The sequence below is a fragment of the Streptomyces sp. NPDC053431 genome (genome assembly GCF_044544925.1).
Taxonomy (GTDB): domain Bacteria; phylum Actinomycetota; class Actinomycetes; order Streptomycetales; family Streptomycetaceae; genus Streptomyces.
The window spans coordinates 14,437-38,675 of sequence record NZ_JBITXX010000004.1 but is presented as its reverse complement, the minus strand read 5'-3'; the positions used below and the strand labels follow the sequence as shown (position 1 = coordinate 38,675).

The following is a 24,239-nucleotide window of genomic DNA, read 5'->3' as shown; positions in this document are numbered from 1 at the left end:
GCGGAGACGGGCGGGAGCACACCGTGCCGCCGTCGCGCCGCGAAGCGGGACGGAGCGGATGTCGCAAAGGGGCGGTCGCCAGGGCGATCTGACGACTGATTAGCGTCCTGGTCATGATGAGAACACGATCACGTCCCCGGCTGCGCGCCGGGGCGCTGCTTGCCTCACTGACCTCCCTCGGCTCCCTCCTCGGCCTCGCCGCGGCACCCCCCGCGGCGGCGAGCGGCACGGCGCTGTCCGACGCCCAGCGCATCGGCACCCAGCAGATCCTCTTCCGCTCGGGCACCGCCGGCTACGGCTGCTTCCGGATACCCACGCTCGTGCGCACCAGGTCGGGCGCGCTGCTCGCCTTCGCCGAGGCCCGCACCTCACCCTCCTGCGCCGACCGCGGCCCCATCGACACCGTCGTGCGCCGCTCCACCAACGACGGGCGCACCTGGGGCCCGATCCGCGTCGTCCTCTCCGGCAGCGAGAGCGACCCCGAGGCACCGTACGTCCGCGGCAACGCCTCGCCGATCGCCGACCTCGCGACCGGTGACGTCTTCCTGCTCTCCAACTCGGAGAAGGCGGTCCCCACCGCCGGCGAGACCCGCAAGTCGTGGGTGCAGAAGAGCTCCGACGACGGCCTCACCTGGGGCGCCCCGCAGCCCGCCCCGCGCCTGACCGCCACCGGCACCGGCTGGTTCGGCACCGGCCCGACCCACGGCATCCAGCTGCAGGAGGGCCCGCACGCCGGGCGCCTCCTCGTCGGCGCGTACGAACGGCCCAGCGGCACCGACGCCCGGGTCGGCATCCTCTACAGCGACGACCACGGCGCGACCTGGCAGCGCAGCTCCACCGTCAACTCGTACGCCCAGGACGCCGACGGCACCCCCACGGCCAAGCCCGGCGAACCGACCGTCGCCGAACTCCCCGGCGGCGCCGTGTACATCAGCGCCCGCAGCCCCTACGCCGCGGGCCACCGGATGCACGCCGTCAGCGCGGACGGCGGCACAACCGTCCCGAAGCTCGGGCTCACCTCCGGCTGGACCGGCCCCGACGTGAACGGCTCCGTCCTCGTCCCGGCCCGGACCTACCGCTCGACCCCCGGCGACCTGCTGCTCATGTCCGCCCCGGCGCACCCCACCAACCGCCAGGAGATGCGGATCCGCTACTCCACGGACAACGGCACGACCTGGACGGACGCACCCGGCGGTCTGATGAGCGCGGCGGCCACGGACCGGGCGGGCTACTCCGACCTCGCCGAGCTCTCCGAGGGCGAGTTCGGCCTGCTCTACGAGGGCGGCCCCAGCTTCTCCGCCGAGAACATCTACTTCAACCGCTTCCGCGCGGCCGACCTCCAGCTCCCGGCCTCCGTCACGCACCTCGGCTCCGCGCTGCCCCAGCCCACCCCGGCGGCCGGGCGGACCACCCCCGACACCACCGCCGACGCCAACGACGCCTACGTGTCCGCCGGCGCCGCCCTCGGCTCCGGCGCGGTCCACCCGCCGACGGGCCCCTCGACGTCGTTCGGGCAGGGCCTCGTCCTCGACGGCGTCGACGGCCACGCCGACCTGCCGTACACCCCCTCGCTCGACCCGGGCGCGGGAGACGTCACGTACTCCCTCTTCTTCAAGTACGACACCACGGCGAGCACCCCGCAGCAGGCGCTGTTCTGGGCGTACGGCGTGGGCTCGGCCAAGCCGCAGGTCTGGGTGCGGGCCCAGCCCGGCCAGAACCGGCTGTACGCCTGGGTGCAGGGCACCGGCGGCACCGCCACGGCCACGCTGACCGGACCCGACCCGGCGAGGCCCGCCTTCGGCGACGGCCAGTGGCACCACCTCACACTGGTCCGCGGCGGCGGCACGGTCACTCTCGACGTCGACGGGCTGACCGGCACCCAGCAGGGCCAGGTCTCCGGCGCGCTCGCCGGCCCGCGCACCGACCCCACCGTCCTCGGCATCCGCGTCGGCGACAAGCCCGTCGTGGACCCCGCGGGCGCGCCCGCCGACGGATTCACCGGCTCCCTCGACGAGTTCCGGCTCTACAGGACCGCGCTCACCGCCGACCAGCGCGCCCTGCTGCGCGGAGCCGGTGCCTCCGGCGTGGCCACCGACCGGCTCGCCGCACACCTGCCCTTCCAGGTCGTCGACACCGCCGACACGGTGGCGCTGCGCACCACCCGCATCCAGGACGACGTGTCCGGCCACTGCGCCGACGGCACCCTCCTCGGCACCACCTCGTCCGAGAACGCCGTGACCGCCGGACGGATCGGCAGCGGCGCGCTCGCGGTCGGCGCCGGACTGCCCGGCGTGGAGGCCCCGTTCGTCCCCGCCCTCGACAACGGCGCCGGCGACTTCACCTTCGCCCTCTGGTTCCGCTACGCCGCCACCGCCACCACCAAGGACGCGGCGCTGATCTGGGCGTACGGCTCCACCTCCGGCAGGCCGTCCCTGTGGGTGCGCGCCAAGCCCTCCCTCGACAAGCTGACCGTACGCGCGGAGACCGCGGGCGGAGCGGTCGAGATGGACCTGCCCGACACCCAGGCGGCCGGCCAGACCGACCGCAGGGCCTTCGGTGACGGCCAGTGGCACCTGCTCACCCTCACCCGGAGCGCCGGCCAGGCCCCCGGCTCCCGCCTCACGTTGGGCGTCGACGGCGCCGACCCCGCCGCCGGGGCGCGCGTCGTGTCCGCGGACGGCCTGACCGGCTCCTTCACGGACGGCATCGCCACGCCCGAGGGCTTCCGCATCGGCTCGAAGCCGACCGGCACGGACGTGCTCACCGGCGAGCTCGACGACTTCCGCTACTACCGGCGCGCCCTGAGCGCCGCCGACGTCGCCGACATCCTGGACACGCCGGCCGGCGGCTGGGCCGCCCCCAAGGACCCGGACCTGTGGTGGTCCATGGAGCCCGGCAACACCGAACAGCACCTCGTGGCGCGGCCCGTCGACGACGCGACCACCCGGGCCACGCCCGACGCCGGCCCGCACTGCGGGCACGGATACGTCCGCGGCGGGGCGACGCCCACCTCCACCGGCGCCAAGTACGGCCGGGCCCTCGTGCTCGACGGCGTCGACGACGCCGTCGAGCTGCCCTACGGCGACGCGAAGGCCCTCGGCGCGGGCGACTTCACCCTCGCCACCTGGGTGCGCTTCACGGCCGCCGACAACACGACCCCGGTGCTCGCCTGGGCCTACGGCGTGGGCGCCGGGGAACGCCAGCTGTGGATCCGCGCCGTGCCCTCCCAGAATAAGGTCACGGCCCTGCTCCAGACGGACGCGGCGACCACCACGCTCGACGTCGTCGCCCCGCAGGGCACCGTCTTCGGCGACGACACCTGGCGCCTGGTCGTGCTGCGCCGCCAGGGCGGCACGCTGACCCTGTCGGTCGACGGCACCACCAGCGCGAAGCAGGCCCCGGCGGGCTCGGTGACGTACGACGACGGGTTCGACGTCCGGGGCTTCCTCCTCGGCGCCCGCCCCGACGGCGGCGCCGCGGACCGCCTCCACGGCTCGCTGGACGAGTTCCGGCTGGTCCGCCGCGCCCTGTCGGACACCGAACTGACCGCCCTCCGCTCGGCGGACACCCCGGCCCCGGCGGATTCGAGCACGGCCGTCCGCCTGGCCTTCGACACGGTCACCGCCCAGGGCGCGTACGCCCGCATGTGACCGGACGCCGCCGCCCCGGCGGTCGTACGGCACGAGGTCGGCGTCGCCCCGCACGGGCGGCGCCGACCTCGTCGCGCTCCCTCGCGCTCACGATGACGACGAGACGGATCCGTCGCTCACGATGACGACGACCCGGACCCGACGTCGCTCACGAGTGCGACGACACGGATCCGACAAGGTCGCCCACCTGCCGCTCGGGCAGCTCCCGGGCGACGTCGGCCTGCGCGATGATCCCGACGAGGACGTGCCCGTCGATGACGGGGACGCGCCGGATCTGATGCTCGCTCATCACGTGCAGCACGGTGTCGGCCGAGTCGTCCGCCGCCACGGTGACGATCTCGTGCTGGGCGAGCTCGGCCACGGTGCACTGCGCCGGGTCCTTCCCCGCGGCGACGACCTTCAGGACGATGTCGCGGTCGGTGAGCATCCCCTGCAGGCGTTCGTCGGGGCCGCAGATGGGCAGCGCGCCCACGTCGAGTTCGGCCATCCGCCGGGCGGCGTCGAGGACGGTCTCGGAGGACCGGACGCAGGTCGCGTCCGGGGTCATGAGGTCACGTGCCTTCTTCATAACGGTTCGCTGTCCCCTGTGTCGTGGCGCGGGCAGGCCGCGGTCCCCGACCTGTTTCCACCACGCCGGTGGTCGCCTTCACCCCGCGGCTGCCCCTGCTGTCGGGCTTCATGCCGCCGATCCCGGGTTTTCCCGGGGAGTCGCGGGGCAGCCGCCTGCCCGAGGCACCCGCCCCGTGACACGCACGACCGTTCCGCTCCCCACGGAACACGCGTGGGGAGCGGTCAGCCGCACCCGGGAGGTGCGATGACCGAATTCGGCTACTTCCTGTCCTGCGAGGAGTTCGGGCCCGCGGACCTGATCGAGCAGGCGAGCATGGCCCAGGACGCGGGCTTCCGCTCGCTGTGGATCTCCGACCACTACCACCCCTGGAACGACGCCCAGGGGCAGAGCCCGTTCGTCTGGTCCGTGATCGGTGCCCTCTCGCAGAGCTGCGACCTGCCGGTCGAGACCGCCGTGACCTGCCCGACCGTACGCCTCCACCCCGCGCTCGTGGCCCAGGCGGCCGCCACGTCCCAGGTCATGCTGAACGGGCGATTCCGGCTCGGGCTCGGCAGCGGAGAGGCGCTCAACGAGCACATCCTCGGCGACAGCTGGCCGGCCGCGGACGTACGCCTGGACATGCTGGAGGAGGCCGTCGAGGTCATCAGGCTGCTGTTCACCGGCGAACAGGTCTCCCACCGGGGCGCCCACTACACCGTCGAGAACGCCCGCCTCTACACCGTCCCCGACACCCCGCCGCCCATCGACATCTCGGCCTTCGGCCCCAAGGCCGCCGAGCTCGCCTCGCGCATCGCCGACGGTTTCGTCACGACCGCTCCCGACCGCGAGCTGATCGACGCCTTCCGCGGCGACGACCCGACGCGGCCCGTGGCGGCCGCGACCAAGGTCTGCTGGTCGCGGGACCGTGACGAGGCGGTCCGCACGGCGCACCGGCTCTGGCCGACCGAGCACCTGCCCGGTGAGCTGAACCAGATCCTGCCCACCCCGCGCCACTTCGAGCAGGCCTCGGAACTCGTGACCGAGGAGACCGTCGGCGCGGCCGTACCCTGCGGCCCGGACCCCGAGGAGCACGTCCGCCGCCTGCGCGAGTACGTCGACGCGGGCGTCGACCGGGTCCACATCGGCCAGATGGGGCCCGAACAGCGCGGCTTCTTCGACTTCTACCGCACCGAGGTGCTGCCGCTGCTCGACGGGGCCGGGGCCCAGGACGGCGACGGAACGGGCGGGCCGGGCCGGCCGGGTCGTACCGACACCGAGCGATGACTCCGGGGCCGCCCCGATGAACGACGCCCCGGTCCCTGCCGCCGTCGCCGCCCTCGACACCTCCGCCCTCGGCGGCGCCGCCCTCGCCGTCCCGGCCGCGGAACGCCTCCGCCCTCGACACCTCCGCCCTCGGCGGCGCCGCCCTCGCCGTCCCGGCCGCGGAACGCCTCCGCCCTGCGGCACGTCGAATGCTGCGCCGACCACGCCCGCCTCGAACCGATGCCGTGCGAGGGCGACGGCCTCCGCGGCCCTTCCGGCGGCGCCGTCCGCCCCGGGTCCTCCCGCGCCCCCGGCCTCGGCCTCGCCCTCCGGCGCACCGCGGCGGCGCCGTAGCGGACCGCCTGATCGACGGCCGGGGGACACACTGGAAGGTGAGCCGACCGCGCCGCGGGTGGAACCCGCGTTTCCGGGTAGTCGCGGACCGACGCGAGGAGGAGGTCATGGAGGTCCTGACAATGGGGGTCGAGGAGGAGTTCCTCCTCGCCGACAGGACCACCCGCGCTCCGGCGGACCGGGGATCCGAGGTGATCGCCTCGGCCGCCACGGTGCTCGGCGAACAGGTCCAGCGGGAGTTCTTCAACGCCCAGATCGAGACCACCTCCCGGCCGACGGCCTGCCTCGCCGACCTGCGGGAGGAACTGGTCTGGCTGCGTGCGGTGGTCGCCGACGCCGCCAAGGCGGAGGGATGCCTGCCGGTCGCCAGCGGTACGTCCGTGGTGCCGCCCGAACGGCCACTCACCGTCACCGACACGGAGCGTTACCGCCGCATGGCGGACCGCTTCGCGTCCCGGTTCAGCGCCGTCGACGGGCTCGTCTGCGGCTGCCACATCCACGTCGGCAGCCTCGACCGCGAACGCGCGCTCGCCCTGTCGCGCCGGATGGCGCCGTGGCTGCCGGTCCTGCAGGCCGTCTCGACCAACTCGCCCTTCGCGCGGCGGCGGGACACGGGATTCGACAGCTGGCGCTCCGTCGAGTACGCGAGCTGGCCCACGGTCGGCCCCGCACCCGACCTGAACGAGACCGGATACCTCGCCTACGTGGCCGAGCTGGTGCGCAGCGGCACGCTGATGGACCGCCGCATGCTGTACTGGCACGCCCGGCCGTCCGAACACGTACCCACCCTGGAGATCCGGGTCGCCGACTCCAACGCCGACGTCGGGACCGTCGTACTGCTCGCGGCCCTCGTCCGCGCCCTCGCCATGACCCTGCTCGCCGACGAGCTGGCCCACCGTCCCGTGCAGCGCATCCCGCCGAGGCGGCTCCTGCTCGCCCACGAACTGGCCGCCTGGCACGGCCTGTCCGGCTACGGCATCGATCCCTGTACGGGACTCGCACGGCCCGCCGTCGAGCTGGTGGACCGGCTCGTGGCACGGGCCCGCCCGGCGCTCGACGTCACCGGTGACACCGCGCAGGTGCTGCGCCAGTGGCAGCGCATCCGCGCGCACGGCGGCGGCGCGACCCGGCAGCGCGCGGAGTACCGCCGGAACGGCCGCCTCACCGACGTCGTGGACGCCCTCGCCCACCTGACGGCCGCTGCCTGAATACGGACCATCCGTCTCGACGCCGTTCCCCTCTGTGACCGGTCTTACCGTCCTGCTGCCCGGCCGCAGCCCGCCGGCCTGCCACGGACCTGTCGTCCTGCCGTCCTGCCACAGATCCGCCGTCCTGCCATCGATCCGCCGTCCTGCCACGCATCTGCCGTTCTGCCACGGACCTGCCCGTTCTTCCGGCCGGCCGCCCCGACATGCCGACCGGGCCGGTCCGACGTCTGCCGACCGCCGTCGTGGGTAACCGCCCCGCAGGAGGTGTCCACATGGACGAGGTCACGTTCCCCGTTCCCGCAGTCCGCGCCCCGGCCGAGCCGGAAGAGATGCTCGGCGGTACAGGAGTCATGAGGATGCTCAGACCGCCCGGCGTCTATGCCCCGCAGGGCGACACGGCACTGCTCCTGGAGAGTCTCGCGCGCGAGCGGTTGGAGCCCGGAGTGCGCACGCTCGACCTGTGCACCGGCACCGGCATCCTCGCCATCGCGGCCGCCGCCCGAGGAGCCGAGGCGACCGCGGCCGACATCTCCGGCGCGGCCGTCGCGGCGGCGCGGTGCAACGCCCGGCTGCACGGCTGCCGGGTGCGCGTCGTGCGCGGGGACCTCACCGCGCCCGTGTCCGGCGAGCGCTTCGACCTGGTGACCGTCAACCCCCCTTACGTACCGGCCGCTTCGCCGTCGACGCCCACCAGGGGGCCGAGTCGGGCATGGGACGCGGGCCCGGACGGCCGGATCGTCCTCGACCGGATCTGCCGGGCCGCGCCCTCGCTGCTGGCCCCCCGTGGGGTGCTGCTGCTCGTCCAGTCCTCGCTCAGCGGAGTCGCGGCCAGCCTCACCGCGTTGCGCGAAGGGGGCCTCTGGGCCCAGGTCAGCGCGCGCCGCGTCCAGCCGTACGGCCCCGTGATGGCGGAGCGCGCGGCCTGGTTCGAGCGGCGGGGCCTGGCCGAGCCCGGGGCGCGCAGCGAGGAGCTGGTGGTGATCCGGGCGGTCCGGACCGGGGCGCGCATGGCGGCGACGTCGGCGGGCAGTCGCGGAGTGACGACGCCGGGACGCCACGCCGACGACGCGGCGTGAGCCCATGTGAGCGCGAGCGCCGCGAGGATGTGCGGCGCCGCACGGGCGTGAGCACCGCGCCCGGCGGACCAGACCCGGCCCCTGGCCCCTATGGGGAGGTGTGATGACCTCGCACGGAGTACGACAGGCCCGAGGCGTGGCCCTGTTCGACCTCGACGGCACCCTCGTGGACACGAACTACCTGCACACGCTGGCCTGGTGGCAGGCGTTGCGCCAGTTCGGTCACCAGGTGCCGATGGCCCGGATCCACCGCGCCATCGGCATGGGCTCCGACCGGCTCCTCGACGCCGTCCTCGGCCCGCAGCGCCGGCACAGCGAGGACGGCGCCGTCTCGGACGCCCACGGCACGCTGTACGCCGAGTGGTACGACACGCTGCGACCCTTCGACTGCGCGGCGGAACTCCTGCGCGCGACGGCGGCCCGGGGCTGGCGGGTGGTGCTCGCCAGCTCGGCGGCCGAAGAGGAGGTGGCCGTGGTGCGCAAGCGGCTCGGCGCCGACGAGGTGATCGAGGCGGCCACCTCGGGCGCCGACGTGGAGACCACCAAGCCCGCGCCGGACCTCGTGGAGACGGCGCTGCGGAAGGTGGGCGCGGAGCCGGAGGACGCCGTCTTCGTCGGCGACGCGGTATGGGACGTGGAAGCCGCCGGCCGGGCGGGCGTCCCGTGCATCGGTCTGCTGACGGGCGGCACGTCACGCGGTGAGCTGGAGGACGCCGGGGCCGTCACCGTTTACGAGGACGCCGCGACCCTGCTCCGGCACATCGACTCGAGCCCGCTGTCCCGGCCCCCGAACTGACCGCTTTCCCTGGCCGGCACCGCTTCCGGCACCGCTTCCCCTAGCGCTCTGACCTGGCATGCGGTCCGGCCCTGGCGGTCTGTCGCGGTAGCGGTCCGTCCCCCTGGCGGCCTGTCGCGGTAGCGGTCCGTCCCCCTGGCGGTCTGTCGCGGCCGCGGTCCACGTCGCGAGGCGGTCAGTCGTCCGGCGCGCCGCTCGGGTCGTCCGGGAGCGGGCCGGGGTAGGGGCCCGGGCGCTCGGGCGGCTTCGGTGCGGGGGCCGGCGGGGCCTCGCCCGTGCTGTCGGCGGGGCGGAGGCGTCCGCGCCAGCCCTCGTCCATGGCGTCGCCGGTCTCGACCAGCCGCTTGAAGCGCCGCAGGTCGCCCCGGACCCGGTTCTCCAGCAGTCCCAGGGCTGCTCCGGTTTTCTCGACGATCCCCTGCGGCTCGACGTCCATGGCCAGCCTCACGCTGGTGTGACGGGCGTCCAGGCGGTGGAAGGTGACGACGCCCTTCTGCCGCACGTCGCCGCTCACCGTCCGCCACGAGATCCGCTCGTCGGGCAGCTGGTCGACGATCTCGGTGTCGAACTCCCGAGACACGCCTCCCACGTGCGTACGCCAGTGGCAGCGGCGCTCGTCGAGCTGCCGGACCTCGTCGACACCGTCCATGAAGCGGGGGAAGTCCTCGAACCGCGTCCACTGGCCGTAGACCGCGCGCAGCGGGGCCGCCACCTTGATCGTCTCGTGCACCGTGTTCATCGACTCCTCCTCCCATCCCATCCCCTCCCTGCCCGCCTGCGACTACCCGGGTCCCACCGGGCACACGCGCCACGCGGGCATACCGAGGGCACGACGGGGCATCCGCACTGTGGTCTTCCCATGAGTGGAGGTGTGCCGTGAGCCGCACAGACGAGAACACCGGACACCCGGACACCGAGCGCCGGCCGCCCGCCGCCGCGCGGATCACTCCCTTGGCGGACGGACCCCTGCTGGTCGAGGGTCCGGTCGAGATCGTGGCGGCCGACGGAACGGTCCGCCGCAGCGACCGTCCGGTCGTCGCCCTGTGCATGTGCCGCCGCAGCCTCAGGCAGCCGTTCTGCGACACCAGTCACCGGCCCCGGTTGCGGGCGACGCGGGCCACCGGCAGTTCCGGAGGCAACGGAAACGCAAGCAACGGGACCAACGGAAGCAACGGGAACAAGGGAAGCAACTGAAGCAACGGAACGAACGGATCGGCAGGGACGAAGTGAACCAGGGTGACCGCGGTGCTGCCCGGACCCGACCCGATGTGAGGAGGTCGCGCGATGACGACCACAGCCCCGCGTGACACGGGGGCACGAGCCCGGCCCGACGGCGGCCCCGAACTGCCGCCGCCCCGCGGCGAGTTGTCCGAGGCCTTGATCGCGCGACTGCGCGGGCTGCCCGGCGCGCTGCCGGACCGGGGCGCCGTCGCGGCCGCGGAGCCGTACGGGGAGGACCTGCAACTGGCCCTCCACCTCGGTTACGAGCTCCACTACCAGGGCTTCGCGGGCGTGCCCGACGAGGTCGAATGGGACCCGGAGCTGTTGGGCCTCCGCGCGCTCCTCGAAGGGCGGTTCGAGGGGGCGCTGCGCGACGAATGCGGGCGCTTCGCCACCCCGGTCGAGGTCTTCGAGACGCTGCTGACCGAACCCGTCGACGGCCGTGGCCTCTCCCACTACCTGCTCCGCCACGGCACCATGGAACACCTGCGGGAGCACGCGGTCCTGCGCTCCGTACACCAACTCGGCGAAGCCGACCCGCATCTGTGGGTGGTACCCCGGCTCCGGGGGCGGGCCAAGGCCGGGATGATGGCGGTGCAGTACGACGAGTACGGCTGCGGCCGCGCCGACCGCATGCACGCCCGGCTCTACGCCGACCTCATGGGCGCGCTCGACCTCGACCCGCGGTACGGGCACTATCTGCCCGTGGTGGGGGCGCCCGCCCTCGCCAACGCCAACCTGATGTCCATGCTCGGGCTGCGCCGGGTCCTTCGGGGCGCCCTCGTCGGCCATTTCGCGGCGCTGGAGATCACGTCGTCGCCGGCCGCCTCCCGGATCGCCGCCGCGCTGCGCAGGGCCGGTGCCGGCGAGGTGGCGGCGCGCTTCTACGACGAGCACGTGGAGGCCGACGCCGTCCACGAGCAGCTGGTCCGGCGCGAGGTGGTCGGTGGTCTGCTGGAGGAGGAGCCGGACCTCGCTTCCGAGGTGACGTTCGGCGCCGAGGCCACCGTCCTGCTCGAGGACGCCTTCGGGGAGTCCGTCATGCGCGCATGGGAGTCCGGGACGACCGCCCTGCGCGTACCCCTCGACGACCTGCCGCCCGCGGAGTAGCGCGGCCCGCGCCCCCGGGCCGGGCCCACGCCCCCGGGCCGGGCCCGGGCCTCGGGCTCGGGCCCCGGCGCCCCGTGCCCCAGCCCGGTGCCGGGTCGGCCGTGCTCTGAGCGGTGCCCGCCTCCAGAACGTCCGCCAGGGCCAGTTCCCGGCGCACCGACGCCGCGGCGACGGTCGCGGAACGGGTTCCGTGCGTCGCCGCGTAGGCGTCCAGGCGCCGCCCCGCCTCGCGGAGGCTGATGCCGCCGCTCGCGGCGAGCATGCCGCTCGCCATGTCGACGTTCGACCTCGACCGCCTCCCGGCACGGACCGTCGCCCGCGACGTACCGGGCCTCGGCCGGCTTGGCCGGTATGTGGGGCGGTGGACCACCCCTGCGCACGCGGAGTTCTGTTGGAATCTGGGTTTTTCTGTCCGAACTTCTTGACATTCGGTTGCTCCGCCCCGAGATTCGCACCGCACCGCACCGCACCGCACCGCAGCACCACCACCTCGTCCGTCCCCCACGCAGAGGCAGGTATCAGTGAGATCAAGGGTCCGCAGCGCCCTCGCGGCCGTCGGCGCCTTCGCGGTCGTCGCGGGGCTCGCCACGCTCGCGCCCCCGGCGAGCGCCGCCGTGAGCGGCGCCTTCTACGTCGACTGCTCCGCCGCCACCGGCGGGGACGGCTCCGCCACCGCGCCGTGGAACTCCCTCGGCGGGCCCAACGGGCACGTCTTCGGCCCCGGGGACACCCTCTCCCTGCGCGCCGGCACGACCTGCGCGGGCACGCTCGCGCCGCAGGGCTCCGGCGCGGAGGGCGCGCCGATCACCCTCGGCGCGTACGGAAGCGGCCCGGCGCCCGTCGTCGACGGCAACGGGGCACCGTACGCCGTGCACCTGACCGACCAGAGCCACTGGACCATCCGCGACCTGCGCGTGACCAACCCGGCCCCGACCCGCGCCCAACGGACCGGCATCCAGGTGGACTCCCTCTCCGCCGCGCGCAAGGCGGGCATCGTCATCACCGGCAACGAGGTTTACGACACCGCCGGTTGGGGCGACAAGACCGGCAGCCAGGCATCCTGGTACGTCTACTCGGCCGGCATCATGATCCGTCACGCGTCCGGCACCGCCGGGCCCTTCGACGGCATCACCGTCACCGACAACCAGGTGCACGACACCGGCGGCGGGGCCATCAAGATCAGCGGTGACGGGGCCGCCCGCAGCACCGCCGTCCGAATCGCCGGCAACACCGTCCGCGAGGCGGGCGGCGACGGCATCGTGGTGCACAACGCGGTCGCGCCCCTCGTCGAGCACAACACGGCCCTGGACCTCGGCCTCGGGCACTATCCGTTCGTCGCGGGCAACTTCGCCGGCATGTGGCCGTACAACAGCCACGACCCCACCTTCCAGTTCAACGTCGTCGGCCGCAGCCGCCCGTCCACCTTCGACTCGACCGCGTGGGACTGCGACATCGCCACCACCGGCACCTGCCTGTTCCAGTACAACTACTCCTTCGGCAACGCCGGCGGCTGGTACCTCAACTGCCTGGGCAACTGCGGCGGTTCCACCGCCACCGACGCCGTCCTGCGCTACAACGTCTCCCAGGACGACTGCCGCATGGTCGTCACCACCGGCGGCACCGGCATCACGCACATCTACAACAACACGTTCATCTGCCCCTCCCGCCCGGTCGAGGACACGATCGGCGCCAACAAGCGCGTGACCAACAACGTCTTCGTCGCCCCCGGCGGCAGCTTCGCCACCGGGACCGGCGTCACGTACGACTCCAACGCCTACTTCGGCGGCATCGCCCCGGCCCCCGGAGACTCCCGGGCGATCACCTCCGACCCCCGGCTGGTCGCCCCCGGCAGCGGCGGCGAGAGCCTGGCCGACGTGACCGGTTACCGGCTCCGCACCGGCTCCCCGGCACTCGGCTCCGGCGCGGTCGTCGCCGGCAACGGCGGGCGTGACTTCTTCGGCAATCCCGTGTCCGCGACCGCCGGTCCGAACCGCGGCGCGTACAACGGACCCGGCATCGCCCCCGGCGCCCTGCCCCTGACGGCGTCGTACAACCAGGTCGGCGTGACGGCCGACGCCAATCCCAGCGCGGGCGGACTGTCCTCCGGCACCAACTCCGGCCGCTCCTTCTCCGCGGAGGCACTCGCGGCGGCGGGGCTCGGAACGGGACGGCAGGTCACCGCCGACGGCGTCACCCTCACCTTCCACCGCGGCGCCCCCGGCACCCCGGACCACGTCGTCGCCGCCGGACAGACCGTGCAGGTCACGGGCACCGGATCCAAGCTCGGATTCCTCGGGTTCAGCACCTCGCACGCACCCGCCGGCACGGGCACCCTGCGCTTCCGCGACGGCACCACGCAAACGTTCACCCTCGCGCTCACCGACTGGTGGGACACCAGCCCCGCGGCCGGGAACGTCCTGGTCGCCCGCGCGACCTACCAGAACCAGCACGCCTCGCCGTACAACGGCAGCACCACGCGGTACGCCCACACGGCGTCCGTCTGGGCCGGGACGATCGCCCTCCCGGCGGGCAAGACCCTCGACTCGGTCACGCTGCCGCAGGGCGGCATCACGTCGGGTACGGCGCTGAGGATCTTCGACATGGCGGTCGGCGGTTGACGGAAGACGCCCCCGTGAGGTGAGAGGAGCCGCCGCCCCTGCCGGACCGGCGGCTCCTCTCACGCGCTCTACCGGCCCTCCCCCTCGAACGGCCAGGACTCGATGTCGCGGTAGCGGATCGGGCCCGGGCCGCGGCCGAAGTTGCTGCCGACCAGGTGCAGGCGGGCCGTGGGCCAGCGGCGGCCGGAGAAGCCGGCCAGGCCCGCCGCCGAGTCGGTTATCGCGGCGGCGTCGCCGCGGCGGGCGCGGGCCAGGGTCAGGTGCGGGCGCAGTGGACGTCCCTCGAAGGGGATGCCGCACTCCTTCACCAGGGCGCGCACGTCCGTCGCGAGCAGGTGCAGGCCTTCGAGGGCGCCGTCGACACCGCTCCACAGCACGCGCTCGTCGAAGTGACCGCCGCCGCGCAGCGCCAGCTCCAGCGGGCGATGGGCCGCCGCGAGCGCGGCGAGCGGCTCCCGCAGCGGCGGCACGGCCGCGGCGGGCAGCTCGCCGAGGAACGCCAGCGTGATGTGCCAGTCCTCGATGCGGTTCCAGCGCAGCGAGGGGTACGCCTCGTAGGCCGGGCGCAGCGCCTCCGCCAGCTCGTCCTTCGCGTCGTCGGGCGGGGCGAGGGCGATGAACACGCGGATGGTCGCATCGGGGGACTGATCACTCACGGACCCTTTCGTACCTCATCCGGACCCGTCCGGTCACATCCCGACGGGGCAGCGGGCCGTCCGGCGCGGGTGCCGGGGTTCGGGCGGCCGGTACGGCGCGGGCCGTGACATGCCCGACCGGTACGTCGTGAAGGGCGTCCGACTGCTCCGGGCCCGCCGCCGCTCCCTGGCCTGACGTTCAGGCGCAGTCGACGGTGACCTGGCCGCTGCCGCCGTTGCTGGAGAAGCCGATCGTGAACCGGCCGTTCGCGGGCGGCTGCTCGGTGCGGCCCCCCAGCGCGATCTCCTGCGAGGCGTCAGCGGCGAGGGAGCCCCCGCTCTCGCTGACGGTGACCCCGGGCGGCAGCTCGCCCACCGCCCACTTCAGACTGCCACCCCCGCTGTTGCGGATCACCAGGGCGTTCGGCCACTCGCCGTTCGCGCAGTACTCCTGGACCCTGGCCGGACGCAACGACAGCGACGGCACGGCCGCCGGAGCGGGCGTGGCCGACCGCGGCGGCTGGGCCGAGCGCGTCGCCGGCGCCGTACGGGCCGGCGACGCGCTGCCGCCACCGCGCGGACTCGGATCGGAGGCGACGGGGGTCGGCGAGTCCGCGCCCGTGGCGGGGGCGGACTCGCTCGGAGCGGGCGCCGGGCTGCTGCCACCGGCGGTGGCCGAAGGGGCGGGAGCGGCGGAGGCGGTCGTCGGCGCCGCCGCCTGCGGCAGGGTGGTCGCCGGGTCCTGACCCAGCTGCCGGCCCGCGATCGCCCCGCCGACGGCCACGACCATGACGCCCCCGATGACCAGGGCCATGGTCTTCGTCTTCTTCCTGGCACGCTTCTGACGCGCCTTCGTGCCGGGGTGCCCGGTACGCCCACCCTGGACGATGATGCCCTCGCCCACCGCGCGGGGGTCGTCTTGCTTGGGGCCGATGGCGCGGGGGTCGTCTTGCTTGGGGCCGATGGCCCGCGGGTCGTCCTGCTTGGGGCCGATGGCCCGCGGGTCGTCCTGCTTCGGACCTATGGCCCGCGGGTCGTCCTGCTTCGGACCTATGGCCCGCGGGTCGTCCTGCTTCGGGCCGATGGCCCGCGGGTCGTCCTGCTTCGGGCCGATCGCCTGTGACGAGTCGTGGGCGCCCGCGGCCGTGCGTCCTCCCTGGACGATGATGCCGTCCTGGGCCGGGGTCGGGTCGGTGAAGCCGCCGTCGGTGCCCGGGACGGTCCCGGGGGACACGTTCGACGCGTGGTCGGCGCCGAGAGGGTCCGCCGCCGACGCTTCCGTGCTCGACTCGTGTACGTGCGCCGCCGCGTCGTCCGCCGGACGGGGTACGTCCGGCCCACCTCTGCCGTCGCTCATGGCTCGAACTCCCCCTGTGCTCGCGTGATGGGCGGGCGGAACGGGTCTCGCCCGTGGAAGCGGCCCGTGGCGACGGGCCCGCTCCTACTCAGCCACTTCTCGGCCATCGGGTCCAGCCCCGTGACGTGACGGGAACGTCCCGATCTCGTACCGGAACCCGCCCCCGACATGCCCGGGCGTTGTCGACAGACCGTCACCCCGTGGTCACACTGGGCGCGGAGGTGTGCGCATGACCCATGACGACCGGCCCGACGGCATGCGGGCCGCTGTCCAGGAGACGTACGGTCCCGCCGACCTGAGCGCGGTGCCCGTCTTCGCGGGTGGCTTCATCAACTTCGGGTACTGGCGGCCCGAGGACCTCGACGGCCCGCCCACCGTGGACGACAGGATCCGCAGCCAGCAGGACCTGTACCGGCGCGTGCTGGACTGCGCGGCCCCCCTCGACGGCGCTCGACTCCTGGAGGTCGGCTGCGGCCTGGGCATGGGCTGTGCCCTGGCTCTCGAGGAGTACCGGCCCGACCGGGTCACCGGCATGGACATCCACCCCCAGCAGCTGGACCGGGCCCGCCGGGCCAACGCGGACCTCCTGGACCGGACCGGCCCCGAGCGGTTGCGGCTGGTGCGCGGGGCCGCCGAGCGGATGCCCTTCGAGGACGCCGAGTTCGACTGTGTCTACAGCGTGGAGGCCGCACAACACTTCGACGACCTGGGGCTGTTCGCCGCGGAGGCCGCCCGGGTGCTGCGCCCCGGCGGGCGGGTCGCCGTGACCAGCTTCTTCGCCCCGGAGCCCGGAGCCGCCCCGCGGCTGGCCGAGCTGCTCGACACCTTCGCGGACGGGCTGGACATCGCCCGGCCCCCCGCCGAGCTGACCGACGCCCTGGCCCGGGCGGGGCTGACCGAGGTGCGCTGCGAGTCCATCGGCCCCTCGGTGTGGCCGGGCTGGGACCACTGGCTGTCCGCCCAGTGGAAGCCCGGCACCTGGCCGCGGAACTTCCGGTACGCCTGGGAACAGGGTCTGCTCGACTACTACGTCATCACCGGTGGTCGCCCCGGCCGTTGAGCCTCGGCGCGCCGCGGGCCGGTGCCCGGCCGGCGGCGCCGTGCGTGCCGCGCGCGCCGTGCCGGCCTCGCCTGGGGAGCCGCCGCGCCTGCCCGCCGGGCCGGTGCGGCGGCTCCGCCGACTTCAGAGGGTCAGTTCCTCACCCAGCTCCGGGGTGAGGACCTCGTAGGGCTCGCCGGCGGTGGCGTCGAGGAAGCGGGCGAGCTCTTCGGGCTGGGTGACGTAGAAGTCGGAGTGGAAGCCGTCGTAGTGCATCGGTATCGCGGTCCTCGCCTGGAGGAGCCGCGCGGCGAGGGCGGCGTGCCGGGCGTCGAGCGAGGCCGGACAGGGGCTCGGCGGCTGGCAGTGCGGGAAGCAGACGGTCGGTCCGTTGATGGGGGTGAGGACGGCGTCGAAGGGGCCGTAGCGGTGGGCGGCGCGCCACCAGTAGCCGTGGTACATCGTGTCGCCCAGGTGGATCACCCGCTTGCCGTCGGCTTCGACGGCCCAGGAGACCTGGGGGTCGCCGAGGGTGTCGACGGCGGGTACGGCGGCGATGGTGAAGGGCCCGACGGTCGTGGTCTCCCACAGGCCCATGGGCCGGCGGGGCAGCTCGTGGGCGGTGAGTTCGGCCTCGGCCTTGAGCGTCCAGAGGTTCTCGTGGGCGTCGCCGCCGAAGGACTCCGGGTGCAGGACCGTTCCGCCGGGCCGCAGGGCCCGGGCGAGGGCGCCGGCGTCGGTGTGGTCGCGGTGGAGGTGGGTGCACAGCCCGGCGAGCACATGGCCTTCCGCGCGGGGCGGCACGACCTTGGGGAGCGGCACTCCCGACAGCTCTGTCCCCTCCAGGACGCCTTCGGGCCGGCCGAGCAGGTCGATGACCAGGCTCTCGCCCTGCGCTTCGAGTTCCACTCCGGCCCAGCCGAGCCAACGGACACGCATGAAGGATCTCCTCGTCAGTCGTTTACCGTACGATCGTTCGTTAAATTAGCAGACGGTCGATCGGTAAGATCGGGGCCATGAGGAAATCGGCCGAAGAGGCCCGGCGTACCCGGGAACGCATCGTCGAGGTCGCGGTGCACCAGGCGTCCGCACTCGGACTGTCCGGACTGACCATCGGCGCGCTGGCGGAGACGCTCGACATGAGCAAGGCCGGGGTCGTCGGCCCCTTCGGCTCCCGGGCCGAACTCCAGCTCGCCGCCCTGGAGAAGGCGGTGGAGATGTTCACGGCGGCCGTGGTGGCACCGGGCCGCGCCGCCGGCGCCGGCCTGCCCTGCCTGCATGCCGTGATCGACGCCTGGTGCGCCTACCTGGCCGCCGGTCCGTTCCCCAACGGCTGCTTCGTGACGGCCGCAGCCTGCGAACTCGACGGACGGCCCGGCGAGTTGCGCGCCCGCCTGTACGACACGGTGACCCGCTGGCGGAGCTTCCTGGCCGCACAGATCACCACCGCGCAGGCCGCCGGCGACCTCGACCCGGACCTCGACCCGGAGGACCTCGTGTCCCTCCTCACCGGCCTCGCGGCGGCCGCCAACCAGGAGATCCAGCTCCTCGGCGACGAGCGCGCCGCGCCCCGCGCCCGCCGCCTCATGCGCGCCGCGCTGGCCTCCCACCGCCCGCCGGGAACGCCCTGAGGGCCGCCCGCGGTCGACCCGATGATGCCCGTGACGAGAGGAGTCCGCCGTGGCGGACGTGGGAGCGGCCGAACTGCTGCTGGGCGCGGTCGTGGTGCTGGCCGCTTCGGTGCAGTGGCTCACCGGCATGGGTTTCGCGCTCGTCGCGGTCCCCGTGCTCGTGCTGACGCTCGGGCCGGCGCAGGGGGTCGTGCTCGCCAACTGCGCGGCCGGAGTCATCAGCGTCGTCGGACTCGCCGCGGGGTGGCGGCGGGTACGGATCGGCGCCATGGTCCCCCTGGTCGTCGCCGCCGCGTGCACCGTGCCCGCGGGCTCCTGGGCGGCCGCCCGGCTGCCGGGACCGGTCCTGCTGGTGGGCATCGGGACGCTGGTGACGCTCGCCGTGGTTCTGGTGATGGGAGGCGCCCGCACAGCGGCGCTGACCGGAACGCGCGGCGCCGTGACCGCGGGTGCCGTGGGCGGATTCATGAACTCCGCCGCCGGTGTCGGCGGCCCGCCGTACTCGCTGTACGCCGTGAACGCGGGCTGGTCGATCGACGAGTTCGTCCCCAACGCGCAGTTCTACGGCCTCGCGGTGAACGTCTTCTCCGTGGCCGTCAACGGCGTCCCCCGGCTGAGCGGGTCGGGCTGGACGGTGACCGTCGCCGCGCTGGTGGCGGGCGCGCTCATCGGCAGGGCGCTCGCGCCGAGGGTGCGCGAGCGGGGCGTGCGTCGCCTCGTCCTCGCCCTGGCCCTCGCCGGTGGCTGCTCCGTACTGGCCAAAGGCCTGTGGGGGATGGCATGACCGCCACGGACGTCAGGTCGCCGCGCGCGAGCACCTGATCCGCCGGGCCGCCCGGCCCGGGGTGGTGAACCGGTGAACCGCCGCGCGTGTGCGGCCGCCCGCGCGGGGCATGGACGCCTCTCCACCTCTTCGGCGGGCCGCTGGTCGTGTCCGGATTCACCGTTCCGGGCGGGCGGCATCCTTCGGCTGGTTCGCCTACCCCAGTCGGCGACGGCCGGGCCCGGCCGTCGCCGGAGGCTTGGCCGAGCGAGGGGCAGGGCCGGGCCGTCCGCCCTCGTCGCGGACGGCGACACCCGGGCGACCCGCCCCGTTCGGACCTGCCGACGGGCGGGGGTGTCGGACGGCGGTCAGGATGGGTGTTCCGTCCCAACCTCGTAGGGGGAGCGCCGTGACCGACATCGACGGAACGGGAACCCGTCGGCTTTCGGAGCAGCCCGCTCCTCAGCCGCGCCCGGTGGACCTCCGGCGCGTCGGAGCGCACCCCGACCACTGGTACCCGGTCGCCCTGTCCCGGAGCGTGCGCCGTCGCAAGGTGGTCGCGACCGCCTTCGCCGGCGAGCGCATCGCGCTCTACCGGGGGGAGAGCGGCGCGATCCACGCCCTGGAGGACCGGTGCGCCCATCGGCAGGTGCCGCTGAGCCTCGGCGTCGTCGAGGGCGAGGCCCTGCGCTGCTGCTACCACGCCTGGGCCTACCGCGGCGACGGGCGCATCTCGCAGATCCCGTACCTGTCCAAGGGCGACGGCCGGCCGCCGCGCGGAGTGCGCGCCTACCCCGTCCGCGAGGCGTACGGGCTGGTCTTCGTCTTCCCGGGCGACCCCGGGAGAGCGGCGTCCACGCCGTTTCCCGAGCTGCCGGCCTTCGGCTCCCCGCAGTACCGGACCATGACCTACTCCCGTACCGTCCGCTGTCACTACTCGTTCCTGCACGAGAACCTGCTGGACATGAACCACCAGTTCCTGCACCGGGGAGTCGTCGGCAGGCTGCACCCCGAGCTGCTGGGATTCCGGAGCGACGAGCGCTCGGTGGAGGCCCGTTACCTGTTCAGCCACACCGGCGGGAAGCGCAATCGCAGCGCCGGCCTGCTGGCCCGCGAGGGAATCGGCGGCGCGCCCTCCAGTGACGTGATGACCATCCGCACCGGATACCCGTACCAGACCCTCGACCTGGTCCCGGAGAAGGCCGATCACCCGGCCTTCCGGCTCTGGGCCGCCTACGTTCCCGAGGACGCCGAACAGCGCAGGAGCCACGTCTACGGCCTGCTCATGATCGAGAAGCCGAAGGTCCCCGCCGCCCTCCTCCTGGCCTGGCCGTTCGTGCGGCACTTCACCGAGCGCGTGTTCGCCGAGGACCGGCTGGCGGTCGAGGCGGAGCAGCGGGCGTGGGACGAGCAGGGGGAGGACCGCAACCACGAGGTCTTCCCGCTGATCATCAAGGTCCGCGAGGTGCTGCGCGCGAACGGCGTCCCTCTCGGGCGGACCCCCGGCGCGGCGTGCCCCGCCGCGGCGACCTGCGACGTCCCCACGGAAGCGGTTCGCCCCTCCTGACCCTCCCGGCGGGGCATGGCGCCCCCTCGGAAAGGCACCCATGCGTGCCGGGAACGGGGGTAGCCGACGTCCAGAGGGGACGCGGCGGCCCGGCGGCCGCCCGGTCGATCCGAGGAAGGCGGTCACCTTCGATGGCGGACACGGTCTCGCCGGGCAGGTCGTCCGGCGCCCCTTCCGTGGACCCGGCAGGTCTCGAACACACGTTGCGGGAGGACGTGGACGGGGAAGTACGGTTCGACCCGGGGAGCAGGGGCGCGTACGCGACCGACGGCTCGAACCACCGCCAGGTGCCGCTCGGTGTGGTCGTCCCCCGCTCGGTGGAGGCCGGAGCGCGAGCGGTCGGGGTCTGCGCCCGCTGCGGGGCGCCCGCCCTGCTCGATCCGGGTGCGATAGCGGAAGGCCGTCGGCGAGGACCAGCCCGCCGGGGGCCGCGGCGCGGACCGCGGGCAGGACGCCCTGCCCGGCGACGGCCACGGACACGGACTGGACGGTGCTTTGCCGAGCCGGCGTCCCGAGCGGCTCGCCCGCCGTCCGGACCCGCCCACCCGCACGGCCCGGTGGGCCGTCGCGGCGGGCGCCGGGGCACTGCCGGCGGCGGCCGCGGTCGCCGCCGGCCGCCGCGCGCCGAGACACCGGCGCATCCCATGACGTGACGGGGCGCGGAGAGCTCCGCTCCGTCCACCGGCACCACCGAAAGCGAAGAACGACGCGCAGCCGAAAGGCCGCTGAAAGGTTCACATCATGTCGATCAAGGTCTCCGACCACGTACTGGAGCGTCTGCGGGACTGGGGCGTCGAGTACGTCTTCTCCTACCCCGGCGACGGCATCAACGGCCTGCTCGCCGCCTGGGGCCGGGCCGAGGACAACCCCCGGTTCATCCAGGCCCGCCACGAGGAGATGGCCGCGTTCGAGGCCGTCGGCTACGCGAAGTTCTCCGGCAAGGTCGGCGTCTGCGCCGCCACGTCCGGACCGGGCGCCATCCACCTGCTCAACGGCCTGTACGACGCCAAGCTCGACCACGTCCCCGTCGTGGCGATCGTCGGCCAGACCAATCGCAGCGCCATGGGCGGCTCGTACCAGCAAGAGGTCGACCTGATGGCCCTCTTCAAGGACGTCGCCTCGGACTTCTGCGAGACCGTCACCGTCCCCGAGCAGCTGCCCAACGTGATCGACCGCGCCATGCGGACCGCGATGGCCCGGCGGTCCGTGACCGCCGTCATCCTCCCCGCCGACGTCCAGGAACTCGACTACACACCGCCCGAGCACGCCTTCAAGATGGTGCCCTCCAGCCTCGGCATGTCCACGTACGCGCCGGTGCCCGGCGACGCCGACCTGGCGCGTGCCGCCGAGGTGCTCAACGCCGGCGAGAAGGTGGCGATCCTGGTGGGGCAGGGCGCGCGCGGTGCCCGGCAGGAGGTGATGGCGGTCGCCGAACGGCTGGGCGCGGGCGTCGCCAAGGCCCTGCTCGGCAAGGACGCCCTGGACGACGACCTGCCGTACGTCACCGGCTCCATCGGCCTGCTCGGCACCCGCCCCTCGTACGAGCTGATGACGGAGTGCGACACCCTCCTCGTCATCGGCTCGTCGTTCCCGTACACGCAGTTCCTGCCGGAGTTCGGGCAGGCGCGGGCCGTGCAGATCGACATCGACCCGCACATGGTCGGCTTGCGCTATCCCTTCGAGGTGAACCTGGTCGGCGACGCCCGCGAGACGCTGACCCGGCTGCTGCCGCTGCTGGACGCGGGCCGCAACAAGAGCTGGCGCAAGAAGATCGAGAAGGACACCGCCCGCTGGTGGGAGGTCATGCAGCGGCGCGCCGCGGTCGACGCCGACCCGATCAACCCCGAGTACGTCGTCCACGCCCTCGACGAACTGCTCCCCGAGAACGTCGTCCTGGCCGCCGACTCCGGATCCGCCGCCAACTGGTACGCCCGCCACCTGCGGCTGCGCGGGGCGATGCGGGGCTCGCTCTCGGGCACGCTCGCCACCATGGGGCCGGGCGTGCCGTACGTCCTCGGCGCCAAGTTCGCCTACGGTGACCGGCCCGCGATCGCGCTGGTCGGCGACGGCGCGATGCAGATGAACGGCATGGCGGAGCTGATCACCGTCGCCAAGTACTGGCGCGAGTGGGAGGACCCGCGGCTGATCGTGGCCGTCCTGAACAACCAGGACCTCAACCAGGTCACCTGGGAGATGCGCGCCATGTCCGGCGCGCCCCAGTTCCTGCCGTCCCAGTCGCTCCCCGACTTCCCGTACGCCGACTTCGCCAAGCTCGCCGGCCTGCACGGCATCCGGGTCGAGAAGCCCGGCGAGGTCCGGGCCGCCTGGGAGACCGCGCTGGCCGCCGACCGGCCCTGCGTGCTCGACTTCGTCACCGACCCGGCCGTGCCGCCGATCCCGCCGCACGCCTCGCTCGACCAGATCGAGGCCGCGGCGGCGTCCGTCCTGAAGGGCGACAGCGACCGTGGTGCGATGATCCGCCAGGGCTTCAAGGCCAAGGTGCAGGAGATGCTCCCCGGCGGGCGCAAGCGCGGGGACCGCCCCGGCGCGCAGAGCGACACGTGACGCGCCGGCGAGGCCCCTGGCGCGCCGGCCGCGTGTCGTCGTCCGCTAGATCTGCGGGATGACGGTCTGGATGATCGTGTGGGTGCGCATGGGCAGGTCGGCGCGGTTGGTGAGGGTCCAGGAGATGTGCTGGGCGCCGAAGAAGGCGGAGACGAGGACCTGGGCGAGGGCGGTGGGGTTCGTGGCGGACGGAAGCGTGCCGTCCTGGGTCCCTCGGTGGAGCCACCGGGTGATGATGTCGCTGTAGTCCGCGAAGGGCGTCGGGAGTTCGGGAGTGATCATGCTCCGCTCGATCTGCAGCCGGGCTCCGGCCTGCATGACGCAGTCGTCCCGGAGCGCGATGGCGGTGCGGGTGAGGAGCTCGGCGACGGCCGACAGCGGGGTGAGGCTCTTGTCCTCGATGGTGTCGGCGATGTCACGGATCCGCGCGTAGAACTCGTTGGCGACGGCGTGCGCGAGGGCTTCCTTGTTCGCGTAGTGGAAGTAGACGGCGCCCTTGGTGATGTCCGCGTGCTGGGCGACGTCCTGGATGGTGACGGCGGGGAACCCCTTGTCGGCGAAGAGCTGGGCCGCGGCCGCGAGGATGCGCGTGCGGGTGCGAAGGGCGCGCTGCTGCTTGACGGCGGTGCGCGCGGTGTCCGCCGGAGCGTCGGGACGCGGAGCCGGGTCGGAAGGTGTGGCGGGTCTGTTCATGGTCTTCGGTCCTCACACTCCGGTCTGATCCGCGTCCGGCGGTCGATGTACACCCCCCACATCATGGCCCGGATGTCGGGATTCTGACCGCTGTCCGATCGCACCGAAGGGTCAACTGGTAGTGATCTACGCCGCATTGGCGG

Annotated in this window: 19 protein-coding genes and 1 pseudogene; 14 read left to right on the top strand and 6 right to left on the bottom strand. The window is 73.8% G+C overall.

What is annotated here, in order from left to right:
• Nucleotides 1–113 precede the first annotated feature (113 nt).
• Entirely contained in the window at nucleotides 114–3,650 is a 3,537-nt protein-coding gene (locus ACIGXE_RS12840) for a LamG-like jellyroll fold domain-containing protein (protein WP_399746438.1), read from the top strand.
• Nucleotides 3,651–3,798: 148 nt separating this feature from the next.
• Here the strand turns inward: ACIGXE_RS12840 and ACIGXE_RS12835 are convergent, their stop codons facing one another.
• The gene (locus ACIGXE_RS12835; RefSeq protein ID WP_399746436.1) at nucleotides 3,799–4,218 is read right to left on the bottom strand and encodes a CBS domain-containing protein; all 420 of its coding nucleotides are present in this window, start codon (nucleotides 4,216–4,218) and stop codon (nucleotides 3,799–3,801) included.
• Between the two features lie 246 nt (nucleotides 4,219–4,464).
• On the opposite strand from ACIGXE_RS12835, the gene ACIGXE_RS12830 reads away from it, so the two are divergent.
• The 4 genes from ACIGXE_RS12830 (at nucleotide 4,465) to ACIGXE_RS12815 (ending at nucleotide 8,897) form a co-directional block, all read left to right on the top strand.
• Nucleotides 4,465–5,484, top strand: coding sequence for an LLM class F420-dependent oxidoreductase (locus ACIGXE_RS12830; RefSeq protein ID WP_399746435.1), 1,020 nt, complete (start codon nucleotides 4,465–4,467; stop codon nucleotides 5,482–5,484).
• A 440-nt stretch (nucleotides 5,485–5,924) separates the two neighbouring features.
• Nucleotides 5,925–7,025, top strand: a complete 1,101-nt coding sequence (locus tag ACIGXE_RS12825; protein ID WP_399746433.1) for a glutamate--cysteine ligase — start codon at nucleotides 5,925–5,927, stop codon at nucleotides 7,023–7,025.
• Between the two features lie 350 nt (nucleotides 7,026–7,375).
• A complete protein-coding gene (locus tag ACIGXE_RS12820; RefSeq protein ID WP_399747117.1) occupies nucleotides 7,376–8,101 on the top strand; it encodes a HemK2/MTQ2 family protein methyltransferase in 726 nt (241 codons plus the stop codon).
• 103 nt (nucleotides 8,102–8,204) lie between these two features.
• A complete protein-coding gene (locus ACIGXE_RS12815; protein ID WP_399746431.1) occupies nucleotides 8,205–8,897 on the top strand; it encodes an HAD family hydrolase in 693 nt (230 codons plus the stop codon).
• A gap of 175 nt (nucleotides 8,898–9,072) precedes the next feature.
• Here ACIGXE_RS12815 and ACIGXE_RS12810 read toward each other — a convergent pair whose 3' ends face one another.
• Nucleotides 9,073–9,636: an SRPBCC family protein gene (locus ACIGXE_RS12810; RefSeq protein WP_399746429.1), complete on the bottom strand. Its 564-nt coding sequence runs from the start codon at nucleotides 9,634–9,636 to the stop codon at nucleotides 9,073–9,075.
• Nucleotides 9,637–9,773: 137 nt separating this feature from the next.
• On the opposite strand from ACIGXE_RS12810, the gene ACIGXE_RS12805 reads away from it, so the two are divergent.
• From ACIGXE_RS12805 to ACIGXE_RS12795, 3 genes are all read left to right on the top strand, one after another.
• Nucleotides 9,774–10,091 (top strand): CDGSH iron-sulfur domain-containing protein, encoded by a 318-nt coding sequence (locus ACIGXE_RS12805; RefSeq protein WP_399746426.1) that lies wholly within the window; start codon nucleotides 9,774–9,776, stop codon nucleotides 10,089–10,091.
• 90 nt (nucleotides 10,092–10,181) lie between these two features.
• On the top strand, nucleotides 10,182–11,228 hold the full coding sequence (locus tag ACIGXE_RS12800; RefSeq protein WP_399746424.1) for an iron-containing redox enzyme family protein: 1,047 nt from the start codon (nucleotides 10,182–10,184) through the stop codon (nucleotides 11,226–11,228).
• Nucleotides 11,229–11,749: 521 nt separating this feature from the next.
• Entirely contained in the window at nucleotides 11,750–13,846 is a 2,097-nt protein-coding gene (locus ACIGXE_RS12795; protein WP_399746421.1) for a right-handed parallel beta-helix repeat-containing protein, read from the top strand.
• Nucleotides 13,847–13,914: 68 nt separating this feature from the next.
• Here the strand turns inward: ACIGXE_RS12795 and thpR are convergent, their stop codons facing one another.
• Together thpR and ACIGXE_RS12785 are read right to left on the bottom strand one after the other, a co-directional pair.
• The gene (gene thpR / locus ACIGXE_RS12790) at nucleotides 13,915–14,502 is read right to left on the bottom strand and encodes an RNA 2',3'-cyclic phosphodiesterase (protein WP_399746419.1); all 588 of its coding nucleotides are present in this window, start codon (nucleotides 14,500–14,502) and stop codon (nucleotides 13,915–13,917) included.
• A 178-nt stretch (nucleotides 14,503–14,680) separates the two neighbouring features.
• A complete protein-coding gene (locus tag ACIGXE_RS12785) occupies nucleotides 14,681–15,838 on the bottom strand; it encodes a hypothetical protein (protein WP_399746417.1) in 1,158 nt (385 codons plus the stop codon).
• Between the two features lie 229 nt (nucleotides 15,839–16,067).
• Between ACIGXE_RS12785 and ACIGXE_RS12780 the strand changes: the two genes are divergently transcribed.
• Nucleotides 16,068–16,898 (top strand): class I SAM-dependent methyltransferase, encoded by an 831-nt coding sequence (locus ACIGXE_RS12780; RefSeq protein WP_399746415.1) that lies wholly within the window; start codon nucleotides 16,068–16,070, stop codon nucleotides 16,896–16,898.
• Between the two features lie 123 nt (nucleotides 16,899–17,021).
• Here the strand turns inward: ACIGXE_RS12780 and ACIGXE_RS12775 are convergent, their stop codons facing one another.
• Nucleotides 17,022–17,816: an MBL fold metallo-hydrolase gene (locus ACIGXE_RS12775; RefSeq protein WP_399746413.1), complete on the bottom strand. Its 795-nt coding sequence runs from the start codon at nucleotides 17,814–17,816 to the stop codon at nucleotides 17,022–17,024.
• A 77-nt stretch (nucleotides 17,817–17,893) separates the two neighbouring features.
• On the opposite strand from ACIGXE_RS12775, the gene ACIGXE_RS12770 reads away from it, so the two are divergent.
• From ACIGXE_RS12770 to ACIGXE_RS12750, 5 genes and pseudogenes are all read left to right on the top strand, one after another.
• Entirely contained in the window at nucleotides 17,894–18,508 is a 615-nt protein-coding gene (locus ACIGXE_RS12770) for a TetR/AcrR family transcriptional regulator (protein ID WP_399746411.1), read from the top strand.
• 49 nt (nucleotides 18,509–18,557) lie between these two features.
• The gene (locus ACIGXE_RS12765; protein WP_399746410.1) at nucleotides 18,558–19,292 is read left to right on the top strand and encodes a TSUP family transporter; all 735 of its coding nucleotides are present in this window, start codon (nucleotides 18,558–18,560) and stop codon (nucleotides 19,290–19,292) included.
• 397 nt (nucleotides 19,293–19,689) lie between these two features.
• Nucleotides 19,690–20,838, top strand: a complete 1,149-nt coding sequence (locus tag ACIGXE_RS12760; protein ID WP_399747115.1) for a Rieske 2Fe-2S domain-containing protein — start codon at nucleotides 19,690–19,692, stop codon at nucleotides 20,836–20,838.
• A 131-nt stretch (nucleotides 20,839–20,969) separates the two neighbouring features.
• Nucleotides 20,970–21,212 (top strand): annotated as a pseudogene (locus tag ACIGXE_RS12755) (hypothetical protein); the annotation flags it as partial.
• 367 nt (nucleotides 21,213–21,579) lie between these two features.
• Nucleotides 21,580–23,403 (top strand): thiamine pyrophosphate-requiring protein, encoded by a 1,824-nt coding sequence (locus ACIGXE_RS12750; RefSeq protein WP_399746408.1) that lies wholly within the window; start codon nucleotides 21,580–21,582, stop codon nucleotides 23,401–23,403.
• A gap of 45 nt (nucleotides 23,404–23,448) precedes the next feature.
• Here the strand turns inward: ACIGXE_RS12750 and ACIGXE_RS12745 are convergent, their stop codons facing one another.
• Entirely contained in the window at nucleotides 23,449–24,096 is a 648-nt protein-coding gene (locus tag ACIGXE_RS12745) for a ScbR family autoregulator-binding transcription factor (RefSeq protein WP_399746406.1), read from the bottom strand.
• Between the last annotated feature and the right edge of the window lie 143 nt (nucleotides 24,097–24,239).

Coding starts and splice junctions, on each gene's coding strand:
- ACIGXE_RS12840 (WP_399746438.1), top strand. CDS start 114: ATGATGAGAACACGATCACGTCCCCGGCTGCGCGCCGGGGCGCTGCTT.
- ACIGXE_RS12835 (WP_399746436.1), bottom strand. CDS start 4,218: ATGAAGAAGGCACGTGACCTCATGACCCCGGACGCGACCTGCGTCCGG.
- ACIGXE_RS12830 (WP_399746435.1), top strand. CDS start 4,465: ATGACCGAATTCGGCTACTTCCTGTCCTGCGAGGAGTTCGGGCCCGCG.
- ACIGXE_RS12825 (WP_399746433.1), top strand. CDS start 5,925: ATGGAGGTCCTGACAATGGGGGTCGAGGAGGAGTTCCTCCTCGCCGAC.
- ACIGXE_RS12820 (WP_399747117.1), top strand. CDS start 7,376: ATGAGGATGCTCAGACCGCCCGGCGTCTATGCCCCGCAGGGCGACACG.
- ACIGXE_RS12815 (WP_399746431.1), top strand. CDS start 8,205: ATGACCTCGCACGGAGTACGACAGGCCCGAGGCGTGGCCCTGTTCGAC.
- ACIGXE_RS12810 (WP_399746429.1), bottom strand. CDS start 9,636: ATGAACACGGTGCACGAGACGATCAAGGTGGCGGCCCCGCTGCGCGCG.
- ACIGXE_RS12800 (WP_399746424.1), top strand. CDS start 10,182: ATGACGACCACAGCCCCGCGTGACACGGGGGCACGAGCCCGGCCCGAC.
- ACIGXE_RS12785 (WP_399746417.1), bottom strand. CDS start 15,838: ATGAGCGACGGCAGAGGTGGGCCGGACGTACCCCGTCCGGCGGACGAC.
- ACIGXE_RS12780 (WP_399746415.1), top strand. CDS start 16,068: ATGACCCATGACGACCGGCCCGACGGCATGCGGGCCGCTGTCCAGGAG.
- ACIGXE_RS12775 (WP_399746413.1), bottom strand. CDS start 17,816: ATGCGTGTCCGTTGGCTCGGCTGGGCCGGAGTGGAACTCGAAGCGCAG.
- ACIGXE_RS12770 (WP_399746411.1), top strand. CDS start 17,894: ATGAGGAAATCGGCCGAAGAGGCCCGGCGTACCCGGGAACGCATCGTC.
- ACIGXE_RS12750 (WP_399746408.1), top strand. CDS start 21,580: ATGTCGATCAAGGTCTCCGACCACGTACTGGAGCGTCTGCGGGACTGG.
- ACIGXE_RS12745 (WP_399746406.1), bottom strand. CDS start 24,096: ATGAACAGACCCGCCACACCTTCCGACCCGGCTCCGCGTCCCGACGCT.